Genomic DNA, 20,427 nt, shown 5'->3' with positions numbered 1-20,427 from the left:
CAGGTACGTGGTCAAACAACTCCCAGCCGACGACGATTTTCCAGAACAATCGCGCCTACTACGGTATCAACGGCTGCTGAAGAGGGGTTGGTGCTGCAGCGCAGGCAGGTGCGTTGCAGCACCGGCCGTAGGGTGCAATGATGTTGAAGATTTTGGTCCGGTTTGCGGCTGCGGCGATCGCGGCGCTGATTGCGCTGGTCGCTGGTGTCTATACAGCTGCAGCGGATCTTGATGGACTGCCGGATTCTGATTTTGTTGCTTCAGTTCGTTACGACGGAAGCCCGCTGTCCAGAGATCAAATAGTTACCAAGCTGGACTCCTACGCCGATGCAACTGGAGTAGGCATCGTACGTGTGGCAAGTGCGCCAGATGATTTCCTCAACAAGCGCGTTGTTTTTTCCTTCGGGTCAGAGAAGATCCAGAACACCAACATTGACTGGTTCTCACCAACGATGAGTGGTTCGATGAGCAAATCCAGCGATCTCGGCATCACGTCACTTAATGGCGTCTACGGTCTTTCCGCAAGCCCTATACAGGCTGCGTCATTCCGGACTTGGATGAGCAACGAATTGAAAGCCGATGTTGTACTTACCGAGAAGACATCTCTTGGGTTGCTGGCCTACGCGCTGCTCACTGTCGGGGCATGGGTCCCGATGTCTGCGGCCATTTTGTTGTTGGGGGCGACGATATTGTCGTGGTACGTGCTGCGAGCCCGAGGTCGGGAGCTGCGCATCATGGCTGGCATGCGGTTATCGCATGTTGTATTCGCAGACCTACGTTCGTTGTTTGGGGCGTTGGCACTGCCGGCTTTAGGCGCCTATTTGATTGCTGTGGTCGTGGTGTTGGCGGCAGGCTTTGGGCGGCTCGCGTACTTCATCTCCACCTTGGCGCTGTTTACGGGTGTTCTGGCGGCGTTCACAGCCGTTGTGGCTCTGCTCCTGGGACTGCTCACTCTTCCCGCTGTCCGTGACATCGCGGCGCGTCGGCCGTCTGAGAGGGGTTCATGGGCTTTCAGCGAGTTGCTGAAAGTAGTGGCCGTGATGATCGTGGCTGCGATTTTGCCCACTGTATCCGGCATTGTGACAAATGCATCAGCAGCCAGTTCGCTAGGAGCGACATGGGGATCCATGGGGGATGGCGTGACCCTCCGCATCGCGAACCGTCCAAGCGAAGCCGAAGAGGTAGCGTTCGCAGGATTGACAAGGGACATGGTAGGCAACGGTGCCGCCCTGTTTTCGATGTCCCTGAGTTCCAATACAGTCAATCTTGTCGATGAGGCTGCCCTCGGGGATTTGAAGACTATGGGATACGACAGTCTTATCCTCACCGATCTTCGGTACCTTGACACCGTCAATGGGGCCAGAGGTGCATCGTGGGGTCCCGTCACCGCTGTGCAATCACTCGACGACCTGCCGGAATCCGTCAAGGGCAAATTGGCCCCAACTCTGAGGCTCTGGACTTTGAACCGTCAGGGACCGGACGTTCAAATCTACGAAAACACCAGCGACGTGGACATTGTGGTGTCAGGAAGCATGGCAGGGACGCTCGCGGTAGGTAAGCACCCGCTTATTCTGGCGGTTAGAGACGTTGCCCAGTTCGACAACTTTTTCCTGGCGTCGGCGGTGAGCCGTGGCAATGTGGTGTTCACGGATCCTGAACGAGTTTCTCAGCTCGTGAAGGAACGGCACATGACGGCAGCCATCCTCTCGATTGATCGAATAGCCGACTTGGGCCTTTACGATGCGCAATCCAAGCAAAGGAACGCCCAATTGGGAGCATCGGCGGTCGCCTTGGCCGCGCTGGCGCTCGTGATGTGTGTGGCAGTAACTGCCTGGATCTTCGCACTCCTACGGCGGCGCCGTTGGTTCGTCCAACGCGTGGCCGGGAACTCGTGGAGCTCCATACTCCTGCCAAGGCTTCTATGGGAGTCGATCGCAGCGACGTTGTTCGGAGTTGTCATGGCCTTGTCATTCGACATGCAGGATCCCTCCAGCATGTGGATTTCCGCGTTTGCGCCGCTGGCCTACTTCGCTGTTGCCTGGTCCATGCATCAGTGGGCGGCTACGACTACTTTCCGTACGACGCTCGCACGAAGGGGATAGAACAGATGCAATTGCTGGCTGACAGTGTTTCTGTGGTCATTGATGGGAAGTCCGTTTTGAACTCGGTTTCTGTGGAAGCCAAACCAGGGCGCATGCTTGTTCTTGCCGGCAGCAGCGGAAGTGGCAAGACAACGCTGTTGAACGTTCTCGGGCTATTGAGCCGGGCCGAGAGTGGTCGCGTGGTCGTCGGCGACCAAGAGACCAAGAAATGGAATGATTCCAAACGGCGCCGGTTCTGGAGAAATCACGTTGCCTTCGTTTTCCAGGATTATGGGCTCATTGAAGAAGCCAGTGTCGGCTACAACGTGACAGTTGGGCGCCGGGGTGTATTCGGGTTACCTCAGTCCGACCGTGAACGACTGGAACATGTCCTCAAGCATGTTCTCTTGTCCGGTCGTGGCAAGGAGCAAACGGCGCGGTTGAGCGGGGGCGAGAAGCAACGTGTTGGACTGGCGCGGGCAATGTTTCGCGCGGCTGATATCGTCCTTGCCGATGAACCGACAGCGTCGTTGGATCGCAGAAATCGTGAGCTTGTGATCAATTTCCTCAAGGAAGAGGCCCGGCGCGGTGCCACGGTAGTTGTAGCCACACACGATGAAGATCTGATGGCTGCCGGTGATGACCTTCTGCGGCTGGGCGAACCGGAATCGGGGTCAGCGAAGCCGGACTGACCGGAGACTTTGGAAAGCTGGCTTTGCCAGCATCTGGGCCTTTGACGCGGAAGAGCAAGACGTGGCTGAAGGAAGGTCGTCCGCCGCTGTCGTTGGCAATCTTCATCAGGTCCGGTCAGCAGCCGATGGGTTGCGGGCACATTTTCTGCATTGTCGTTCCCACAACTTGTCGTGTCGTTCGCAGTCGTGGCGCTTTCAGTCCTGAGGCGAATGGCTCCATCTGTTCAGACGAGCCTGGACAAGCCGAGCTCTCTCGCGGTCACGGCATCGACGAGCTCAGCACCGATATAGGCATTTCCGTCGAGCTGTAACGTCACTCGTTTGTGCCCCAGTAAAAAGGCGCAAGCCGACGGCTCCGCGTTAGCCAGACACCTCCAGGTCAGGGCATCTCAAGGTGGATACTTTCGGCGGTGTTTTTGTTGCTGTTCCAGTCTGCCATGATGCCGGCTCCGAGCGTGTGGTCGGTGAGGCGTGCGAATCGGTCGCCGAGGTCGGTGTCGAGGGCGAGTTGGAGGTGTTGGTGGGCTTTGGATCCTCTGCCTTCCCACCAGTTGATGTAACTGATAGTGGTGAGGATGGGTGCCGCGTGTTCCGGGCTGGTCCTGGTGTACACGTGAAGGAGCAAGTCCTTGGCCCATTCGATGCGTGACCAGTTCGGTGTTGAGTCCGTTTGGGCGAAGAGGATTTGCTCGAGGTAGGCGGTGACGATGCGGGCGAAGTGGATCTCCTGGCCTGGTTGTTTGGGGAGGTCGATGCGTAGCGTGGCGCCGACTTTGCTTTTGTCGAGGGTGATGCAGACGAGGCTTTCTGGTGGCCAGAACCCGAGGGTGTGGCCGATGAAGCTGAGCAGGTCGGCGGGGTCTTTGTGGTGAGCGTATTCATGACCGACTTCGTCTGACGATCTAGGTGTGCTCATTCATGGGCGGACATGCGTCCGGGACCATGATGCGTGGCGCGGATATTTGAGCTGCAGGGCCGCTTCATCCCGGCGTCGAAAATCGCAACCGTTGCATGAGGCCGAACGACAGGCGCACCCGGAAGATCCTGGCGCGCTGGTTGGAAGCATGTGTCAAGCTGCGAAGCGGCATGATCCCAGTTGCGCGTTCCAGGCACCTGCCTTAGAACTACGGGCCGCAATGCCTAGCTTGCTGGTTCAGATTCGTTATCACTCATAAGATGGCTGCGGCACGTCGGACGGTTTTATGGGAGTCGGGCCCCGCGGCATTCACAATGCCTGTCAATGGCCACTAGTTTCTGCCCACCGGCGGCCAGTTAAAGTTCCCGCTGGTGGCCAGTAAAACTGCCCGGTGATGGCCAATAGATCTGCCCACTGATCGGTTTCGGCGGGATTGGCCATCGTCGGGGCTTGTTAGTTCAGTTGGGTGACTCCTTTCCCGGCGAGGGCTTGGGTGAGGCGGATGGAGTCGCCGCTGGTCTGGCAGACGTGCGCGTGGTGCAAGAGCCGGTCCACTGTGGCTGTTGCGAGGGTTTTGGGCATGAGTTCATCGAAGCCGGCCGGGTGCAGGTTCGAGGAGATCGCGACGGAGCGTTTTTCGTAGGCTGCGTCCACGACCCGGTAGAGTCCTTCGGCGGCGTCGGTGGCTACCGGCAGGAGCCCGATATCGTCAATGACCACGAGTTCGGCGCGCAGGATTCTGGTCACGGCGCGGGTGACGCTGTCATCGGTGCGGTGGGCGCGGATGAGGGCTCCGAGGTCTTCGAGCCTGAACCAGGCCACGCGCATCCCGGCTTCGACGGCTTGCTGGCCGAGGGCTTCGAGGAAGAACGTTTTCCCGGTCCCGGAGGGCCCGCAGACGACCAGGTTCTCGCGTCGGGTTATCCATTCCAGGGTGCGCAGGGCCTGCTGGGTTGGGCCTGGGATGGAGGAGACGGCCGGGTCCCACGCGTCGAAGGTCTTCCCGGTCGGGAAGCCTGCTGCTTTGCGGCGGGTGGCGAGCATGGACCGGGCCCGGCCGGCGGCTTCCTCGGCGAAGAGTGCCTTGATTGTCTCGGCCGGTTCCCAGCGTTGGGCGCGGGCGGTCGCGATCAGTTCAGGCGCGAGGGCCCGGGCGTGGGGCATTTTCAGTTGCCGCATCAGCGCTTCGAGCTCGGCCGGCAGTGGCGGTGCAGTGGTGTTCGTGGTGGTGACCGGGCTCATCGGTTCGGTTCCTCCTGCGTGGTGGAGGCGGTGACGCCCAAACGTGCCCAGGCGCTGGTGCCCTGGGTCAGGGAGCGGGTTTCGTCCGCGGAGTGGGTGGTGGTGCGGGACTTTCCGGCGTTCAGGATCGAGGCCAGATCCCCGTGAGCGAACCGGCCGTGGAAGGCTGCGTTGCCGAGGGCTTTATCGACTTCAGCGGTGCCGGCGATTTTGGCCAGGGTCACCGCTTCGGCCATTTTCACGTTCATCCGGGCCGTGCCTGCCGCGGCGGCTTCAACGATCCAGGTCCTGGCGCCCTCGCCGATACCGAGGAACTCTGCTTCGTCAGCGGTGCGGGCCTTCACCGCATAATCACCCGGGACCCGGGTCCTGGTCCCGGGAAAGTGTTCATCGTTGATGGCAGGGCTGCCGGGCCTGGCCCGGTGATGTCGGGCGACCTCGACCGGACCGGTCCGGCCGTGGTGGACGATGATGACCTGCTCATCGGTTCCGGCGCCGTGGGAGCGGACGAACACCCTCGCCCCGAGCAGCTGCGCAGGGACCGAATACTGGGCGTTCTCGAACGTGACCATCGGGGTGTTCTCCGCGACGGTGCGGGAGAGCCCGAACACGACCGTGTGCGCGGTCTCGGGGACCCGGTGCAAACGCGGGGCCTCCTCGGCCAGGGCCGCGGCCGGTTTACGGCGGGTCACCCGGTGCTCGCGGTTGTTCACTTCGTCCATGAACGCCGCGCACGCCTCCTCAAGCTCACCGAACGTGGAGTATTCGGCCCGGAGATTCGTAGCAGTGGGGACCAGGTCGGCTTTGGCCAGCTTCACTGATGCTTCGACGCCGCCTTTTGTTGCGGGGTCCGCGGGCTGGCACGTCAGTACCGTGACCCCGTAATGGCGCGCGAAGTCCAAAGTCTGCTGGTTCCTCACCGGAACCCCGGCGACGTGGGTGGTGGTGAGGGTTTTCTCGTTGTCCGTGAGCACATAGGTCGGTGCCCCACCGGCGATACGGAAGCACCGATCCAAGGCGGCGAACACGCTCGGCGCGGTCCGGTCCCGCAACGGGATCACGATCCGGAACCTGGAGAACGCCAACCAGGCAACGAACAAGATGGTCTTCATCCCCTCGATGCGGGGACCGTCGCCGAAGTCGTACTGCAGCCACATCCCCGGCTCCGTGATCCACGGCCGGTGCACACGAACATGACCCAGCCGCCAGGCGGCCTTGACCTGTGCGACGGCGCGACGGGTGGACCGCTCCGAACCCTCATAGCCCAGAGCGATGAGTTTCTCGTGGGCTTTGTCAGCACGGATCCGGCCCTTGGAAGCCTCGACCCATTCCTCGATCTTGGGCAGAAACGCGTCAGTGACACGATCCCTGGCGGCGGGTTCGGCGATGGGACGGCCCGCGTCCCTCGCGGCGACATGCCTGGCGACAGTGTGGTGCGAGCAGCCCGTCAGCTCCGCGGTTGCCCGCAACGATCCGGTCAGATCGTAGGCAGCGAGTATTTCCATGATTTCTCCGTCAGACTTCATACAGGGCCTCTTCCTGGCGAATTTTGATGCGACTAGACACCGTCATCAAATCCCGGGGAGAGGCCCCCGCCGCTTAAGACGCGGCAGGACAAGTAAGGAAGTGGGCAGATCTCATGGCCACCGCTGGGCAGTTCTACTGGCCATCAGTGGGCACTTTCGTGGCCGCCTACGGGCAGTTTTTCATGGCCGCTAACAAATGCCCTAATGGATATTGACAGAGTCGACACTTCTTTGCCATATCAACCCTGAACCATAGATCCGTAATGATGTTGAGGTGGAGTTGAGATGTTTTGTCTTGTCCATAAGCAGCTTGAACATGCCAGTGAATGGCAGGGTGAGACCGAGTTCTAGTCGCGTTGAGCCGAGTCCTCAGCCATTGGCAACGATTTAACTACGTCGAGTATCAGAGTGACATAGCGGGTTGCTTCTTTTATGTGGACCGACGCTTTCCGGTGTACAGCCTAGTTGCGTGCTCTGAGCGCATTGGCAAGCTCACCATACTTGGCGCTGTCGATTAGCCGTGCTTCGACGGCACCAACGAGCACTGCATTGGGGTTGGATCGGGGAATCGCGGCAGTCTTGAACTTTCCCTGCCGCCGCGTCGGCTCCGCTTCCAAAAGCGCGACGGCGGATATCAGGGCTCCATCGGGATCGTTCTGTTCGAGCAGCCTCTCAGCCTCTGTCCTCCGTGACTGCATGGCGTTGGGACTGAACTGGGAAATCCATCCCCTGAATGACACTTGGAAAGCTTCTGGGTCCTTCTGGTTCGGAATCAGTGACTTAAACCAGAGAGTAGTTCCGGAACAGCATCGGACGTGCCTTTGATGAGGAGTACGTTTGGAGTTTCACGCTTTAGTGCTGCGAGTGCGGCAAACTGTTGGTCTGCTTCGCTACCGATGTCAACGACCAAGATGGTCGCCCGTTGAGCGCACCTGGGAGAGCTCAAGCGTCTCCTCTCGCGCGTCCTCGGCCGCGCGACGGATGAGGATCCCTGCCGAGCGCCATTCGGCGCAATACTGCTGGGCTGTTTGGGGCAGCTCGAAGCTGTGGGAGCGAAGCTCTTCAAGGTCGTCCTCGATCCGTTCGAAGAGGACCGGAGCAGGGACTCGCCAGACGTCACCGCCGAGTTGCTTTTCGAGGATCGCGATCGCGACCGGAGCGTTACGCGCGCGGAGCATGGCCCAAGCGGGATCCGACGCCTGGAGGCGGCGGGCCTCAAGAGCGGCGCGCAGAATGCTCACCGGTTTATCCTAATGGCTATCACTCCGTCAGGAAGGGATGCATCACTCTCCAGGGTCGTAGGTGCGCCATTTCCGCCCATTATTGAGCTAAACGGCATTCCGTATTCATCAAGCGCCGATCTTGCATGGTCGATGATTCATTCCTCGGCTTCGGGCTCGAGGGTGGTGGCGGCATCGAGGGCGTCGTCGACGACGATGAGGTCGTTGTCCCGGCCTGCGGACAGGGGAATGGAGTGCTCGCCGTATTTGTTGTGGGCGAGGTCGACAGCGTCGCTGGCGTTGGTGATGTTGAGCCGGCGGAGGAGCCGGGCTATGTCGAGGATGTCCTTGTCCCGTTCGGCGGCGATCTTCATGGCCAGAAGTGTTTCAGGGTCTGCTGCTTGGATGGCAAGTCCGTCGAGGTGTTCGAATTTGACCCAGCCGGCGTTCTCCGGGAGGAAAGCCGTAGCGTTGGAGTTGAGCCAGCCGGGCGCGAGGTCGTAATCCGCGGCCATGTCCGCGACGACGGCGTCGACAGCGGTCTTGTCGGCGTAACTGGCGTCGATGTCGGCGGTGGGGCGGTTGTCGATTCCTTGGAGGATGAGGGCTGCGCCGCCGACGAGTTTGATGTCGCCGTGGATGTCGCGCTGTTGCAGGCGGCGGCCGAGTTCTTGGAGGAGGGCGAGGATTTGTGCTGCGTTGATTTCTCCGGCGCTCATGCGGCGGCCAGGCTACGTTCGCGGATGAAGACGTTCATGGCGGCGAGTTCTTCCGGTGTTTCGGACATGGTGAGTTGCTTCATGGGTTCGCGGACGTGCCGGTAGGACTCTGCTGGCATCCATGCCGCGTCGAGGGGTTTGATGCGTTTGGTCCAGGACGGTGCAGTCTGGCCGAGCCGGTGGGCAGTGTAGTTGGTGATGCCGGCGAGGGCGGCGGACCAATGCGGGTCCCTGAGCCGGGGGCTTCGTTGAAGAAGCGGTCTGCCGGCCCTGAGAGAGCCGGTTGCGTAGTCGGCGAGCATCTTGATGGCGAATTCGAAGTCGCGCCTTGCAATCAGTTCGTTGAAGGTTTGGGCATAGTCGCGGCGGGCGGGGTCATGGTCGCTGCCGCGGGGGATGGGGTCGGTGGCTTCCAGTGACAGGCCAAGGGCCGCCATGACGGCGAGTGTTTTGCCGAGTTCGGCGCGTTCATGACCGGCTTCGAGATCTATAAGGAACTTTCGGGACACCCCTGCCTTGTCGGCGAGGGCCTTTTGGGAGAACCCGCGTTCCTGGCGGCGGGTACGGATGATCGCTCCGGCTGAGGCCGGTGAGCTGATGCTGGTCCTGGATGTCATGGTGCACTCCCTTCCCGATCATTGTGTCACCGAGTGGTGACAATTGGATGCCAGCGACCAGCGTTGAAGCCAGTCAGAGTTGCTTCCTGGCCATTCAGGAAGTCGATGGCCGCTCCGACGTTAACGAGGACGACGGCGGGAGGTATCCTCCCGCCGTCGTGAACCGATAGGCTTTCGGCCCCGGACTAAGCCCGGCGCTCAGCCCGCAAGCTTGGAATGCTCGCCCAAGCGGTGCCATGAACGGTTGTGGTAGACCAAGGCATCGCCGGGTTCGCCGACTTGGACGTCACGCATCACGCGGGACTCCAGGGCGTGAACGGCGATGATCGTGGACGTTCCCACCTCCATGCGATCGACGACGGCGCAGCGCACCCAAGCGCGGACATCGTCATACACCGCTTCGCCGGTTGGGAGAGACGACCAGCGGTGCGTCTGGTCAAAGCGGTCGGCGCCGGGCGTCGCTCCGAACTTCGCCAGGTCGACGTCGTGCGCGTCCAGCAGGTGCACGACGACGGTTTCCGCGCGCGACAGCACCTCGGACGCAGAGGACAATGCCGAGACCGAGAAAATCAGCAACGGAGGTTCCGCACTCACCGAGACCACCGACGATACCGTCAGTGCCACCGGTCCTTCACCGGCATCCGCCGTGATGACGGCGACACCGCCCGGGTGGCCACGGAACAGTGCTTTGAAGTCTTCTGCCGAGAGGGAAGACGGGAAGCTTTGCTGTGGGCCGTTGAGCCACGTGTCAGTGGGGTAGGCGTGAAACATCCTTAGGACACCCTGGGGGAGGAGCCGGCGAGTTCCTCACGGATGATGTTCGTCCCTGCGCTGAGAGCACTCAACTTGGCCAGTGCGACGTCCCGGGGGAACGGTGCCATGCCGCAGTTGGAGCTGGGGATGAGCTTGTCCGCATCGACGAACTGCAGGGCCTTGCGGAGGGTGTCGGCAACCTCTTCCGGGGTCTCGATGGTCTCGCTTGCGACGTCGATGGCCCCAAGCATGACTTTCTTGCCGCGGAGGAGTTCGATGAGGTCCATGGGCACGTGCGAGTTCTGGCATTCCAGCGAGATGATGTCGATGCTGGAGCTCTGCAGCAGCGGGAATGATTCCTCGTACTGGCGCCACTGTGAGCCGAGCGTCGCCTTCCAGTCATTATTCGCCTTGATCCCGTAGCCGTAGCAGATATGCACGGCGGTCTCGGTGCGAAGTCCTTCTGCTGCCCTCTCAAGCGCAGCCACGCCCCAGTCCTTGACCTCATCGAGGAAGACATTGAACGCGGGCTCGTCGAACTGGATGATGTCCACGCCGGCCGCTTCCAGTTCTTTGGCCTCCTCGTTCAGGATCGCGGCGAACTCCCAGGCCAGCTTCTCGCGGCTCTTGTAGTGGTCATCGTAGAGCGTGTCCACCATCGTCATGGGACCCGGAAGAGTCCATTTGATCGGCCGGTCGGTGGTTGCGCGGAGGAACTTTGCGTCTTCGACGAATACCGGTTGCTCGCGGCGAACCGGTCCGACGACGGTCGGCACGCTGGCATCGTAGCGATCGCGGATACGCACGGTCTTGCGCTGTTCAAAGTCGACCCCGCTGAGATGCTCAATGAAGGTCGTGACGAAGTGCTGGCGGGTTTGCTCGCCATCGCTGACGATGTCGATGCCGCGCCGGGTCTGCTCGTGGATGGCAATGCGCAACGCATCCTGCTTGCCCTCGAGCAGCGCATCTCCCTCCAGCTTCCAAGGGGACCAAAGCGTCTCCGGCTGCGCAAGCCACGATGGTTTCGGCAGGCTTCCGACAACGGTGGTAGGCAAAAGTGTGTTCATGATTGACGATTCTCCGTGGGTCAGTTGACGAGAGCGGGGTATTGGGCGTTCCACTGGTCCAACAGGTCCTTGTGGGGCGTGATGAAGTGCTCCTCCGTGTACTTCGCCTGCGTGACCGCGAGCTGACTGCGTTCGGCGCGGTCGTAAGCGATCTGGGTCCGCGAGTAATCCTGCTCTCCCAGGCTCGGCTGGTAGACGGCTGCGGCGGCGGAGTTCGCGTTGTAGACCTCCGGGCGGTAGATCTTCTGGAACGTCTCCATGGTGCTGATCGTGCCGATGAGCTGCAGGTTGGAGTAGTCGTTGAGCAGGTCGCCGCGGAAATAGAAGGCGAGCGGCGCAACGCTGCCGCGTGGCATGAAGTAGCGGACCTGCAGCCCCATCTTTGCGAAGTACGCGTCCGTCAGCGAGAACTCGTCCTGCTGGTACTCGACGCCCAGGACCGGGTGATGGTTCCCGGTTCGCCGGTACGTCTTGCTCGTGGAGACGCTGATGCAGACCACTGGCGGCTGCGGGAAGCGTTCCTGGCCTTCCGGGGAGTTGAGGAAGTGCTGGAACAGTTTGCCGTGAAGATCGCCGAAGTCCTCGGGAACGGTGGGCTTGCCTGAGTCCGCAGCTGCCGCTGGCAGTACTACGCTGAAGTCGAAGTCGCGGACATAGGAGGAGAAGTTGTTCCCTACGATCCCTTGGTGGCGGACCCCGTTGTGCAGGTCGACGATCTGGATGTCGAGAACCTCGAACAGTGGGAACCGCTGATCCGTGCCTTCCGCAGTAAATTCTATCTGCACGGAGACGATCTCAAGCTCGACGGTGTAGCGGTCCCGGTCAGGGTTGTCCCAGTCTGCGAGATCGTTGAAGCGGCGCCGCATCATGGTCAAGGCGTTGCGGAGATTCTCCTGGCGGTGCTCGCCCCGAGCGAGGTTGGCGAAGTTCGTCGTAATCCGGGAGTCTGCCGACGGGGTGTAGTCCTCGTCGAAGCGGGTCGTGGTGATGCTGAAGGTGAAGTCGTCTGCCATGTGCTGCCAATCTATCGATGATCGGCCGGAGACGGCCTTTCAAAAGGGGATGTATCCATGGTGCAACCCTTCCGGAGGTATCGGGTAACTAGGCGTCACTATGAGTTGATATAGAGTTTTCCTATGCCACAGCTTTCGAGCGGACTGACCCTGCAGCAGCTCCGTTATTTCATAGAAGTTGCAGCGGAGGGATCCATCTCCGCTGCTGCCGATCTTCTCTACGTAGCGCAGCCCACAATGTCCGCAGCGATGAAGGACCTTGAGGCCAGGGTAGGCCGTGCGCTCCTGGTTCGCTCCGCCCGCGGGGTTACCCTCACCGCCGACGGGGTGGAGTTCCTCGGCTATGCGAGGCAGGTCGTCGAGCAGTTCGCCCTCCTCGAGCAGCGCTACCTTGGCAGGCCACCAACGCGACGTCTGCTCGGGGTGTCTACGCAGCACTACTCGTTCGCGGTGGATGCCTTCGTCAGGATGGTCAAGGCCGCGGAGGTAGCCGAATACGAGTTCTCGCTGCGTGAGTCCCGCACCTGGGACATCATCGAGGATGTCCGGACGCTCCGCAGCGAGATAGGCATCCTCTACCGGAACGATTTCAACCGGAAGGTCATCGACAAGCTGCTCCGGGATTCCGGGCTCGCGTTCACACCGCTTTTCCTCGCCGATCCTCACATTTTCATTTCACGGAACAACCCGCTCGCCTCAAAAGAGCGTGCGACCCTCGCCGATCTCGCCGGCTTGCCGCGGCTGACTTTTGATCAAGGTGCGAATAACTCTTTCTACTTCGCCGAGGAGATTCTCTCCACCCTGTCCAGCAAGCAGGAGATCCGGGTCTCTGACCGTGCCACGATCTTCAACCTCATGATCGGGCTCCACGGCTACACGATCTCCACGGGTATTATCAGCGGCCAACTCGACCCGGAGATCGTCGCCATCCCGCTTGACGTTGATGAACGCATCGAGATCGGTTGGATCGGCCACGCCTCGATTCCGCTCACCGACCAAGCGCAGCGCTACCTCCAGGAATTGCGGGCCGTCGTCGCTGAGTTCGGCGTAGCACTGCTCGACTGATTCCAGGCCCAGTGGCGGCCCCAGACCTTCGGGGTCCGGCCCTGCTCAGCACCGCTCACTGTGGTCGCTGAATCAGCCATTCCTTAATGGTCCGGGCTTCCGGCAGGACCTCGCGTGTTGCCTGCGTACTCATATCGAACTGCCCGGTGCGCAGCCATCGCCACATGGTGGTGAGGTCTTTCCCAACGAACCGTTCAAACAGTTTCTCCGGCATCGGCAGCCCGCGGGGCTTTCGCCCGGTCTGTTCCTGCCATAGGGTGCGGCACTCATCTATTGACCGCACGTCCGATGCCAGTCCCAGCACCGCGCCCCTCCACCGTTCAGGGTCGGCGAACATCCTGGCGGCGATGGCGCCCAAATCGTCAACGCACAGCCAGCCCACGGGCCGGGCAGGGCCCATCAGCTTTGGCATCAGGTGCCAAGTGGAAAACTGTGGGTAAAAACCTCTGTCCGTCATCAGTTCCATGAAGGCCATTGGTCGGAGCACGGTGAGTGGCAGTCCCAATTCGCGAAAACGCCGGGCGATGACAAGCTTCGAGTCCCAGGAGCCGACGCCTGTCGGCTGATCGCTGACCCCTGCAGCCCCGTACACCACGTGGCGTATGCCCGCTTCAGCTGCGGCCGCCGCCACGTTGTTGCCTTGCCGGATTTCGCTGTCGATTCCACTGGTCATGGGGTTCTGGACGTTGAAAAGCCCGTGAGCCCCTTCGAATGGCGTCCTTAGAGAGCCGGGATCCTCGGTGTTGGCCTGCTGGACCTCAGCGCCGAGCGCGCGTAGGGCGTGTGCAGCGTCGCTGGATGGGTTTCGGGTCAGGGCACGTACGTGCCACCCGTCCTTGAGGAGGTGACGGACCACGGCCGAGCCCTGCCGGCCGGTCGCACCCACCACTGCCACCACACCAGGAGTCTCACTGCCCGAGGAATAGGCCATGGCTTAGTATCCCATTCGGGTAGAAAGTTTGACCCGGGACGGAAGGAACAACCCACCCCGTCCGGACGGATTGTCGTGCTCACGCCCGACGGCGACCACTCGCCGTCGGCCTCCTGTTGTCACCGGCGGTGCGGCCAGCCTCAGGCCGTGACCTCCACCGCCGGGGCCGTGACCTGCGGCAGCCACCCCAGTTCAGGGGCGATCCTGTTGGCGAAGTCCGTCAGGATTTGCACGTAATCCTCAACAGAGAACTCGTAGGGCAGGTTGATTTGGAGCTCCGTGGCTTCGGCGACCACCGGGTCGGCCAGGAGCGCCTCGACGATCTGCTCGCTGGTGCCCACAAGGTCAGGCGCAAACAGTGTGCGGCGCTCGCCGTGGGGTTGCAGGGTTCGTTCGAACCGGCTCTCGCCATAGGCGCGGTAGCGTAAGCGGGTTTCTACGCTGGCGCCGTCAAGCGGGACCACCACCCGCCCGACGACGACGCGCGGCGCCTGGGTGCCGCGGTAGCCGGCCAGGTAGCGGGATATATTCGCGCCCTGCGCCTCGGCGAACACATCACTGGACTCCCCGGAAACAATGTTTCCCACCACCAGGTTCACCCCCTGCGCGGCGGCCCACTCCGTGGATTTCGCCGAGCCTGAGCCATACCAGATCCTGTTCCGCAACCCGGGGCTGTAGGGCTGAAGGCGGGGTCGCTGGACGTTTCCCGGCGAATGGATGACTGTGTCCACACCGCCCAGGAAAGTGCCTTCGAGGTTCTCCAACAAGCGCTCGATCCGGCGGTGCGAGACGTCGAAAGTGCGCCAGTCGCCGTCGAACACTTTGTCCCCCAGCAGTTCCGCGTGAGGCGGTGTGCCGGCGCTCAGGCCGATCTGAAGGCGACCGCCGGACAGGACATCGGCTGTGGAGATGTCCTCAGCCAGCCGGAACGGGCTCTCGTAGCCGATCGGGATGACGCCGGTGCCCAGTTCCAAGCGTGAAGTGCGTTGCGAGGCTGCCGCAAGGAAGACCGTGGCCGAGGAGATGCCGTGTTCCAGGTGCCGCTGACGGACCCAGCCGCCGTTGTACCCGAGCCGCTCACCGAGTTCGAAGAGTTGGAGGGTTTCTTCAAGGCCGCGGCTGGGATCGTTGTCCGGATAGTTTCCGGGCGTAAGGAAGCTGATGGACGTGAGGTTGCTCATGAGGCTGCTTCTTCCAGGTCGGGTCGGGAGAGTTCGGGAACACGGTGGGCGACGGTTTCGGGAAGGCCGAGGTTTTCCCTCAGGGTGCTTCCCGGATACGCAGAGGGGTAGACGCCTCGCTCTTGCAACGCGGGAACCAGCAGATCCACGACGTCGCCCAGCCCGTCGGGGAAGGCATGCGGGGTGACGTTGAGGCCGTCAAAGGCATCCGAGCGGACGTAGTGCGCCAACTGGTCCGCGACCGTGGAGGCCGAGCCAACGAACCCCCGCCGCTCGGACAGGTGATGGACCAACTGCCGGATGCTGAAACTGCGCTCTTCGGCCAGCGCCCGCCACTGCCGCGATTTCACTGTGGGTTCATGGCCGGTGTGGACAATGCCGTGGGTGTGGCTTTGACGGGAGGCCACGGGGTCGAAGGAGGGCAGGGGACCATCCAGGTCAAGCGCAGAAAGGTCCGTGCCCCACACGCTCTCGATCGCTTGAAGGACGGCGCGGTCGTTGAGGGCGAGTTCCTTATAGTAGGCGGCCTTTTCGATGGCTTCGGCGTCGGTTTCGGCGACCACCAGGTTGGCTCCGGGGAAAATCTTGATGTCGTCGCCAGGCCTGCCGTAGGAGCGGGCGCGACGCCGGATATCGGCGGTGAAGGCCACGGCGTCGTCGAATTCGATGTGGTGGGTGAAGATTCCTTCGGCCCGACGTGCGGCGAAGTCCCGGCCCTCGGCGGAATCCCCGGCCTGGAAGTAGACCGGCTGGCCTTGCGGGCTTCCCGGAACCTGCGGTGTGGTGTCGATGCTGCTGAACTTTCCTGCCCGCCGGACGTGCCGGGGTTCGGGCGACCACGCAGTTGCCTCCCGCGATGACGCGATGGAGCCGGCCGGGAAGCCGTCCCGGAGTTCCTGCACCGCAGCGACGTAATCCTCGGCGTGGGTATAGCGATCCGAGTCGGGCAGGAAACCGCCACGACGGAAATTCCCGCCGGTCCAGGCGTTGTCCGTGGTGACGATGTTCCAGCCCGCCCGCCCGGCCGTGAGTACGTCCACTGTGGCCAGGCGGCGGGCCAGGTCCACCGGGTCCGAATAGGTGGTATTGAGTGTGGCAACGAGCCCGATATTGCTGGTCTTCGCTGCCAGGTATGCGTATAACACCAGGGCATCCGGCCGGCCCGTAATGGCGATGTCGTTCAGTTTCCCGAGGTGCTCCCGGAGCCGAAGGCTTTCCCCAAGGAACACGGTGGAGAACAATCCGCGCTCAGCGCTTTGGACCAGTTCGGCGTACTTGTCGAAGTCGTAGTAGTCCTCCAGGCGCCCGGCTTTGCTCCAGTCGTAGTTGGGGCTGAAGGGCTGGAACAGCGCCAAATGGATACGGGCCTTCGGACGGACATAATCGATGCTCATGCTGGCTCCTTGCTGGTGGCGAACGAGTTCACGGCCTCGGGCAGGCCCAGGGATTCACGGAGCGTGCTCCCTGCGGCCGGTGGAACAAAGACCCCGTTGGAGATGAGGCCCGGGACTACCTCGGCGGCGAGCACTTCCAGTTCGATGTCCAGGACGCCGGGCAGCAGCCTGACGCCATCCACGACGCCGGACAGCTCAGTCAGCAGGACGCGTAACCCTCCCGCGTCCCCCACAAAGCGCAATACATCCGGCGCTGCCGGCCACGGGGAAGCCGCGTCCAGCGCGCGGAGACGTTCGTCGGCCAGGAAAGTGCCGGCGTCGAGCACTATCTCGAGGTCAGCCACAACGCGAAGGACGCCCCGCCGTCGTTGGTCCGCCGCTGCAGTGGCGACACCGGCGACAGTGGCGGCACTGACCACTACGACGTCCGGCAGCTCAGCAGCCAACTGCCCGGGACGACCGAACACCACCGGCCGGCCTTGCGGTGGCCGGGGTGTGATGGACGGTCCCTTGATGGAGAAAAACTCGCCTGCGAAGTCCGCGTAGTGGAACTTGTCGAGGTCCAGGAAGCGGTTGTTGGCGGTGTCGGCGATAAAGACGCCGTCCTCCCAGGTGTCCCATAGCCGACGTGCAGCCGCGACTACCTCCGCGGCCTCGCGTTGGACCGCGTTGCGGTCATGGACCGGTTCAGAACCATAGCCCGCGGCGATCGCTGGCGACTCCAACGCCTCGGCCAGCCAGCCTGAGCGGCCGCGCGCTGCCCAGTCCAGGCTGGCGAGCTGGTTGGCCAGGTGGAAGGGTTCCGCGTGGATCGTGTTGATGGCCGGAACCAGACCCAGCCGGTCCGTCGCGGCAGCTGCGAACGCCGCAACTCCCGTGGTGTCCAGGCGTCCCGTGACGTTGGGGCTGCCGTGCAGTGTGCCTTCACGGAACGTGGCGAACGTGAAACCGGCGGCTTCTGTCTTCGACGCGACGGCGGCGATGCGCTGTGGCGTTAACAGTTCCGTCGGCGGGTGGTTGGCGTGGCGCCAGGCAGCCGGGTGGGCTCCGTCGCCGTCCAATTCAATACCGAGTGCAAACTTGCTCATGGAAATCCCCTACTTCCAGATCGCGCGTACGTATTGCTTCTGCCATAGCTCTTCCGCCGGCTGGTGCCCGAGTTCGTGCGCGGCCCGCAGCCCGAACCCCGGGTCTGCCAGCCCCGCCCGCCCGACGAAAACCGCGTCGGCAGTACCCGAGGCCACAATCTCTTCCGCTTCCTGCGGCGACGTGATAAGTCCGACGGCGGCAACCGGCACTTCCGCTTTGGCACCGATGTGCTGGGCGAGGGGCACTTGATATCCGGGACCGAGCGGAATCTCGGCCGGGAGGAGGCCGCCGCTGGAAACATCCACCAAATCCACGCCATGTTCCCGCAACCAACCTGATACCTCAGCGGTGTCGTAGACAGTGAGGCCGTCCTCAAGCCAGTCCGTTGCCGAAAGCCTGACGAAGAGCGAGGGGCCCGTGCTGCCCAGGACATCCCGGACAGCATCCACAACTGCCAGCAACAACCGCGCCCGGTTTCGGAGCGGGCCGCCGTATTGGTCCGTGCGTTCATTGGAGAGCGGCGAGAGGAAGGAGTGCAGCAGGAAACCATGCCCGGCCTGGATTTCGACGACGTCGAACCCGGCACCGCGGGCACGGACGGCGCTGGAGGCGAAGTCGTCCACGATCCTTTGCAATTGCGCTTCAGTGGCCTGCGTTGGTTCGGGCGATCCCGGGAAGGCCAAGGGGGAGGCAGAGAGCGGAGTCCAACCGCCGTCTTCAAGGGGCAGGGCGCCCGGTGCCGCCTCCCAAGGCAAGCGCAGGGACGCTTTCCGGCCTGCGTGGGAAAGCTGGATGCCGATCCTGGCCCCGCGTTCGTGGACGAAATCGACGATGTCCTGCCAGGCCTGCTCCTGGTGGTCGTTCCACAGCCCTGCGTCGCCCAGGGAGATCCGTGCCTCCGGAGAAACGGCCGTGGCTTCGGCGAAGATCAGGCCGAAGCCGCCCGACGCCCGTGCCCCGAGATGGACCAGGTGCCAGCGTCCCGGAACGCCGTCCGCTGCGGAGTACTGGCACATCGGGGAAAGCCACAGCCGGTTGGCGAACGTCCGCCGTCCCAGGGTGATGGGCTGAAAGAGGCTGACGGTGGTTCGCTTGGCTACAGGAGGCGCGTTCATGCGCGTGCCTGCCCGCGGAACGCAGCGGATATCCGGCCATCGACCAGCACTGCAACGACCCCGGAACCTGCCGCTTCCCGGGCGGGCAGACCCGCTGCCAGTGTGCGGTACCCGAGTCCCGCGGTAACGGCCGGGGAAGCATCGTCCACAGCACTCAACGACTCCAGCGTCACCACTGCCGCTACCTCGCGCGGGTGGACGGTTCCGAAGGTGTCGCCGCGGTCCAGAACCAGGAATGCCGGTTCGGCGGGAGCCACCTGGCGGGCATGAAGTACGACGGCGGCCTCCGCCGCTGTCAGGGTACTCGCCAGGAGCTGGACTCCGGCAGGCGCGGTGGCGAGCAGCGAGCGAACGGTTCCTTCCGGCGTCGTGGGTTCCAGGAAGCCGAGCGAGGTGAGCCAGGCGTCGTCGAAATAGGTGGAGAGGTAGTTCCGGCCGGAGTCCGGCACCACCACCACGATCGTGTGGTGTCCGTCCAGGGTTTCGGCGAGTTGCAGTGCTGCAGCCAGGGCTGTGCCGCCGGTGGCGCCGATCAACAAGCCTTCCTCGCGGGCAGCGCGGCGGGCAGTGAAGATGGCGTCCCGGTCGCTGATGCTGAAGTATTTGTCCACCAAGGCGGTGTCGAAGGCCTCGGGCCAGAGGTCTTCAACGGAGTCCGGGTGCAGGGGATGCCCGGCACCTTCGGTGTATTTGAGGGATCCGTTGCCTCCGCCGTAGCGGGAGTGTTCCGGGTCGGCGGCGATGACCTGCACCGCCCCCTCGCTGGCCTGCTTCAAGTACCGTCCCGTGCCGCTGATGGTCCCGCCGGTTCCGACGCTTGCGACGAAGTGGGTCACGGCCCCTTCGGTGTCGGCCCAGATCTCGGGTCCCGTCCCCGCAAAATGGGCGGCGGGGTTGGCGGGATTGTCGTACTGCAGTGCGAGCCATGCGCCCGGGGTAGAGGCTGCGAACGCCGCCGCCCGGTTAGCGAGGTGGGCCGGGTCCGAGCGTGGCACGAAATCAGCCACCAAGTGCACCTCCGAACCGTAGGCACGGAGCAAACTGATCTTCTCGGCGGCGGTGGCGGCGGGTGCGAAGATCACCGAGCGGTAGCCCAGCTGCGCGGCCACAAGGCTCAACCCGATACCTGTGTTGCCGCTGGTACCCTCAACGACCGTGCCGCCGGGCTCCAGGAGTCCGGACTCTTCAGCCGCACGGATCATCGACAGCGCGGCGCGGTCCTTGACGCTGCCGCCGATGTTCTGGAACTCGAGCTTGGCGTAGATGCGTGGACGCACCCCGCCGCCGAGCTTGTTCAGGCGGAGCAGGGGAGTGGCGCCAATGGCATCCAGGACTGATTCGTGGACGGTCATGGGACCAACGGGCGGATGGAGCTCTGGGTGGCGGACATCAGGCTGGGATCGTGGACCTGCACAAGGGTCCCGGGAGGCTTTGGCATGGCACGACACTACGGAGCCTCAAGGCCGGGCCAAAGCTGTTCTGTCACCGCGCTCAACGGGACTCAACCCGGCTCAATCCCACGCAACGGGAAGTCACACAGGACTCCCGGATCGGTGAAAAATGACGAACTTGGCAGCCCTTTGACGCGGTGTTTCCCGGGTTGACTTCCCGCGTCGGGCCGGTTTGTACATTCCTTGGACACGCTCCTAGATTCAATCCCAGGTCAAGAGTCAGCGCGCCAAGGACCGGCTCGCGCTGCGGCAACCCTCAGGCATTGTGTGGCGGGGTGCTCCGGAAACAGACCTGGCCGCAACAGCGGCAAGCGAATGTCAACCGGCCGCACCGCGGCCTCTGAAAAGAGAGAAC

Annotated in this window: 19 protein-coding genes and 1 riboswitch; of the genes, 3 read left to right on the top strand and 16 right to left on the bottom strand. The window is 62.7% G+C overall.

What is annotated here, in order from left to right:
• Positions 1-140: 140 nt before the first annotated feature.
• Both ACSVIE_RS01255 and ACSVIE_RS01250 read left to right on the top strand, forming a co-directional pair.
• The gene (locus ACSVIE_RS01255; RefSeq protein WP_442422774.1) at positions 141-2,102 is read left to right on the top strand and encodes a hypothetical protein; all 1,962 of its coding nucleotides are present in this window, start codon (positions 141-143) and stop codon (positions 2,100-2,102) included.
• Positions 2,054-2,773: an ABC transporter ATP-binding protein gene (locus tag ACSVIE_RS01250; protein WP_442422773.1), complete on the top strand. Its 720-nt coding sequence runs from the start codon at positions 2,054-2,056 to the stop codon at positions 2,771-2,773. The genes ACSVIE_RS01255 and ACSVIE_RS01250 overlap by 49 nt, the downstream gene beginning before the upstream one ends.
• 379 nt (positions 2,774-3,152) lie before the next feature.
• Here the strand turns inward: ACSVIE_RS01250 and ACSVIE_RS01245 are convergent, their stop codons facing one another.
• The 10 genes from ACSVIE_RS01245 to ACSVIE_RS01200 form a co-directional block, all read right to left on the bottom strand.
• Positions 3,153-3,689 (bottom strand): DUF4192 family protein, encoded by a 537-nt coding sequence (locus tag ACSVIE_RS01245; RefSeq protein WP_442422772.1) that lies wholly within the window; start codon positions 3,687-3,689, stop codon positions 3,153-3,155.
• A 453-nt stretch (positions 3,690-4,142) separates the two neighbouring features.
• Positions 4,143-4,931, bottom strand: coding sequence for an IS21-like element helper ATPase IstB (gene istB / locus ACSVIE_RS01240; RefSeq protein WP_442422771.1), 789 nt, complete (start codon positions 4,929-4,931; stop codon positions 4,143-4,145).
• Complete coding sequence (gene istA, locus ACSVIE_RS01235) at positions 4,928-6,457, bottom strand: IS21 family transposase (RefSeq protein ID WP_442422770.1); 1,530 nt, start codon at positions 6,455-6,457, stop codon at positions 4,928-4,930. The genes istB and istA overlap by 4 nt, the downstream gene beginning before the upstream one ends.
• 461 nt (positions 6,458-6,918) lie before the next feature.
• Complete coding sequence (locus ACSVIE_RS01230) at positions 6,919-7,197, bottom strand: hypothetical protein (protein ID WP_442422769.1); 279 nt, start codon at positions 7,195-7,197, stop codon at positions 6,919-6,921.
• Between the two features lie 159 nt (positions 7,198-7,356).
• On the bottom strand, positions 7,357-7,698 hold the full coding sequence (locus ACSVIE_RS01225) for a DUF3375 family protein (RefSeq protein ID WP_442422768.1): 342 nt from the start codon (positions 7,696-7,698) through the stop codon (positions 7,357-7,359).
• A 137-nt stretch (positions 7,699-7,835) separates the two neighbouring features.
• Positions 7,836-8,396: a DUF6036 family nucleotidyltransferase gene (locus tag ACSVIE_RS01220; RefSeq protein ID WP_442422767.1), complete on the bottom strand. Its 561-nt coding sequence runs from the start codon at positions 8,394-8,396 to the stop codon at positions 7,836-7,838.
• Entirely contained in the window at positions 8,393-9,013 is a 621-nt protein-coding gene (locus ACSVIE_RS01215) for a helix-turn-helix domain-containing protein (RefSeq protein WP_442422766.1), read from the bottom strand. Before ACSVIE_RS01215 ends, ACSVIE_RS01220 begins: the two co-directional genes overlap by 4 nt.
• A 198-nt stretch (positions 9,014-9,211) precedes the next feature.
• A complete protein-coding gene (locus ACSVIE_RS01210; RefSeq protein ID WP_442422765.1) occupies positions 9,212-9,784 on the bottom strand; it encodes a flavin reductase family protein in 573 nt (190 codons plus the stop codon).
• A gap of 2 nt (positions 9,785-9,786) precedes the next feature.
• Positions 9,787-10,833, bottom strand: a complete 1,047-nt coding sequence (locus ACSVIE_RS01205) for a methionine synthase (RefSeq protein WP_442422764.1) — start codon at positions 10,831-10,833, stop codon at positions 9,787-9,789.
• Between the two features lie 20 nt (positions 10,834-10,853).
• A complete protein-coding gene (locus ACSVIE_RS01200) occupies positions 10,854-11,846 on the bottom strand; it encodes a DUF1852 domain-containing protein (RefSeq protein WP_426007398.1) in 993 nt (330 codons plus the stop codon).
• Between the two features lie 123 nt (positions 11,847-11,969).
• On the opposite strand from ACSVIE_RS01200, the gene ACSVIE_RS01195 reads away from it, so the two are divergent.
• Positions 11,970-12,911 carry a LysR family transcriptional regulator gene (locus ACSVIE_RS01195; RefSeq protein ID WP_426007399.1) on the top strand — a complete coding sequence of 314 codons (942 nt, stop codon included), beginning with the start codon at positions 11,970-11,972 and terminating at the stop codon, positions 12,909-12,911.
• A 55-nt stretch (positions 12,912-12,966) separates the two neighbouring features.
• Here ACSVIE_RS01195 and ACSVIE_RS01190 read toward each other — a convergent pair whose 3' ends face one another.
• The 6 genes from ACSVIE_RS01190 to ACSVIE_RS01165 form a co-directional block, all read right to left on the bottom strand.
• Complete coding sequence (locus tag ACSVIE_RS01190; RefSeq protein WP_426007400.1) at positions 12,967-13,842, bottom strand: NmrA/HSCARG family protein; 876 nt, start codon at positions 13,840-13,842, stop codon at positions 12,967-12,969.
• 140 nt (positions 13,843-13,982) lie between these two features.
• The gene (locus ACSVIE_RS01185; protein WP_442422763.1) at positions 13,983-15,023 is read right to left on the bottom strand and encodes an LLM class flavin-dependent oxidoreductase; all 1,041 of its coding nucleotides are present in this window, start codon (positions 15,021-15,023) and stop codon (positions 13,983-13,985) included.
• Positions 15,020-16,417 carry an NtaA/DmoA family FMN-dependent monooxygenase gene (locus ACSVIE_RS01180; RefSeq protein WP_442422762.1) on the bottom strand — a complete coding sequence of 466 codons (1,398 nt, stop codon included), beginning with the start codon at positions 16,415-16,417 and terminating at the stop codon, positions 15,020-15,022. The genes ACSVIE_RS01185 and ACSVIE_RS01180 overlap by 4 nt, the downstream gene beginning before the upstream one ends.
• Positions 16,414-17,505 (bottom strand): LLM class flavin-dependent oxidoreductase, encoded by a 1,092-nt coding sequence (locus ACSVIE_RS01175; RefSeq protein WP_442422761.1) that lies wholly within the window; start codon positions 17,503-17,505, stop codon positions 16,414-16,416. The genes ACSVIE_RS01180 and ACSVIE_RS01175 overlap by 4 nt, the downstream gene beginning before the upstream one ends.
• Positions 17,506-17,514: 9 nt before the next feature.
• Entirely contained in the window at positions 17,515-18,621 is a 1,107-nt protein-coding gene (locus ACSVIE_RS01170; protein WP_426007405.1) for an NADH:flavin oxidoreductase/NADH oxidase, read from the bottom strand.
• Positions 18,618-19,973, bottom strand: coding sequence for a PLP-dependent cysteine synthase family protein (locus tag ACSVIE_RS01165; protein ID WP_426007406.1), 1,356 nt, complete (start codon positions 19,971-19,973; stop codon positions 18,618-18,620). Before ACSVIE_RS01165 ends, ACSVIE_RS01170 begins: the two co-directional genes overlap by 4 nt.
• 309 nt (positions 19,974-20,282) lie before the next feature.
• Positions 20,283-20,392: riboswitch (SAM riboswitch) on the top strand.
• The last annotated feature ends 35 nt before the right edge of the window (positions 20,393-20,427 follow it).

This window comes from Paenarthrobacter sp. NCHU4564, from assembly GCF_052156435.1.
Lineage (GTDB): Bacteria > Actinomycetota > Actinomycetes > Actinomycetales > Micrococcaceae > Arthrobacter.
Note: the sequence above shows the minus strand (reverse complement) of the source record. Positions and strands in the feature narration are given on the sequence as shown.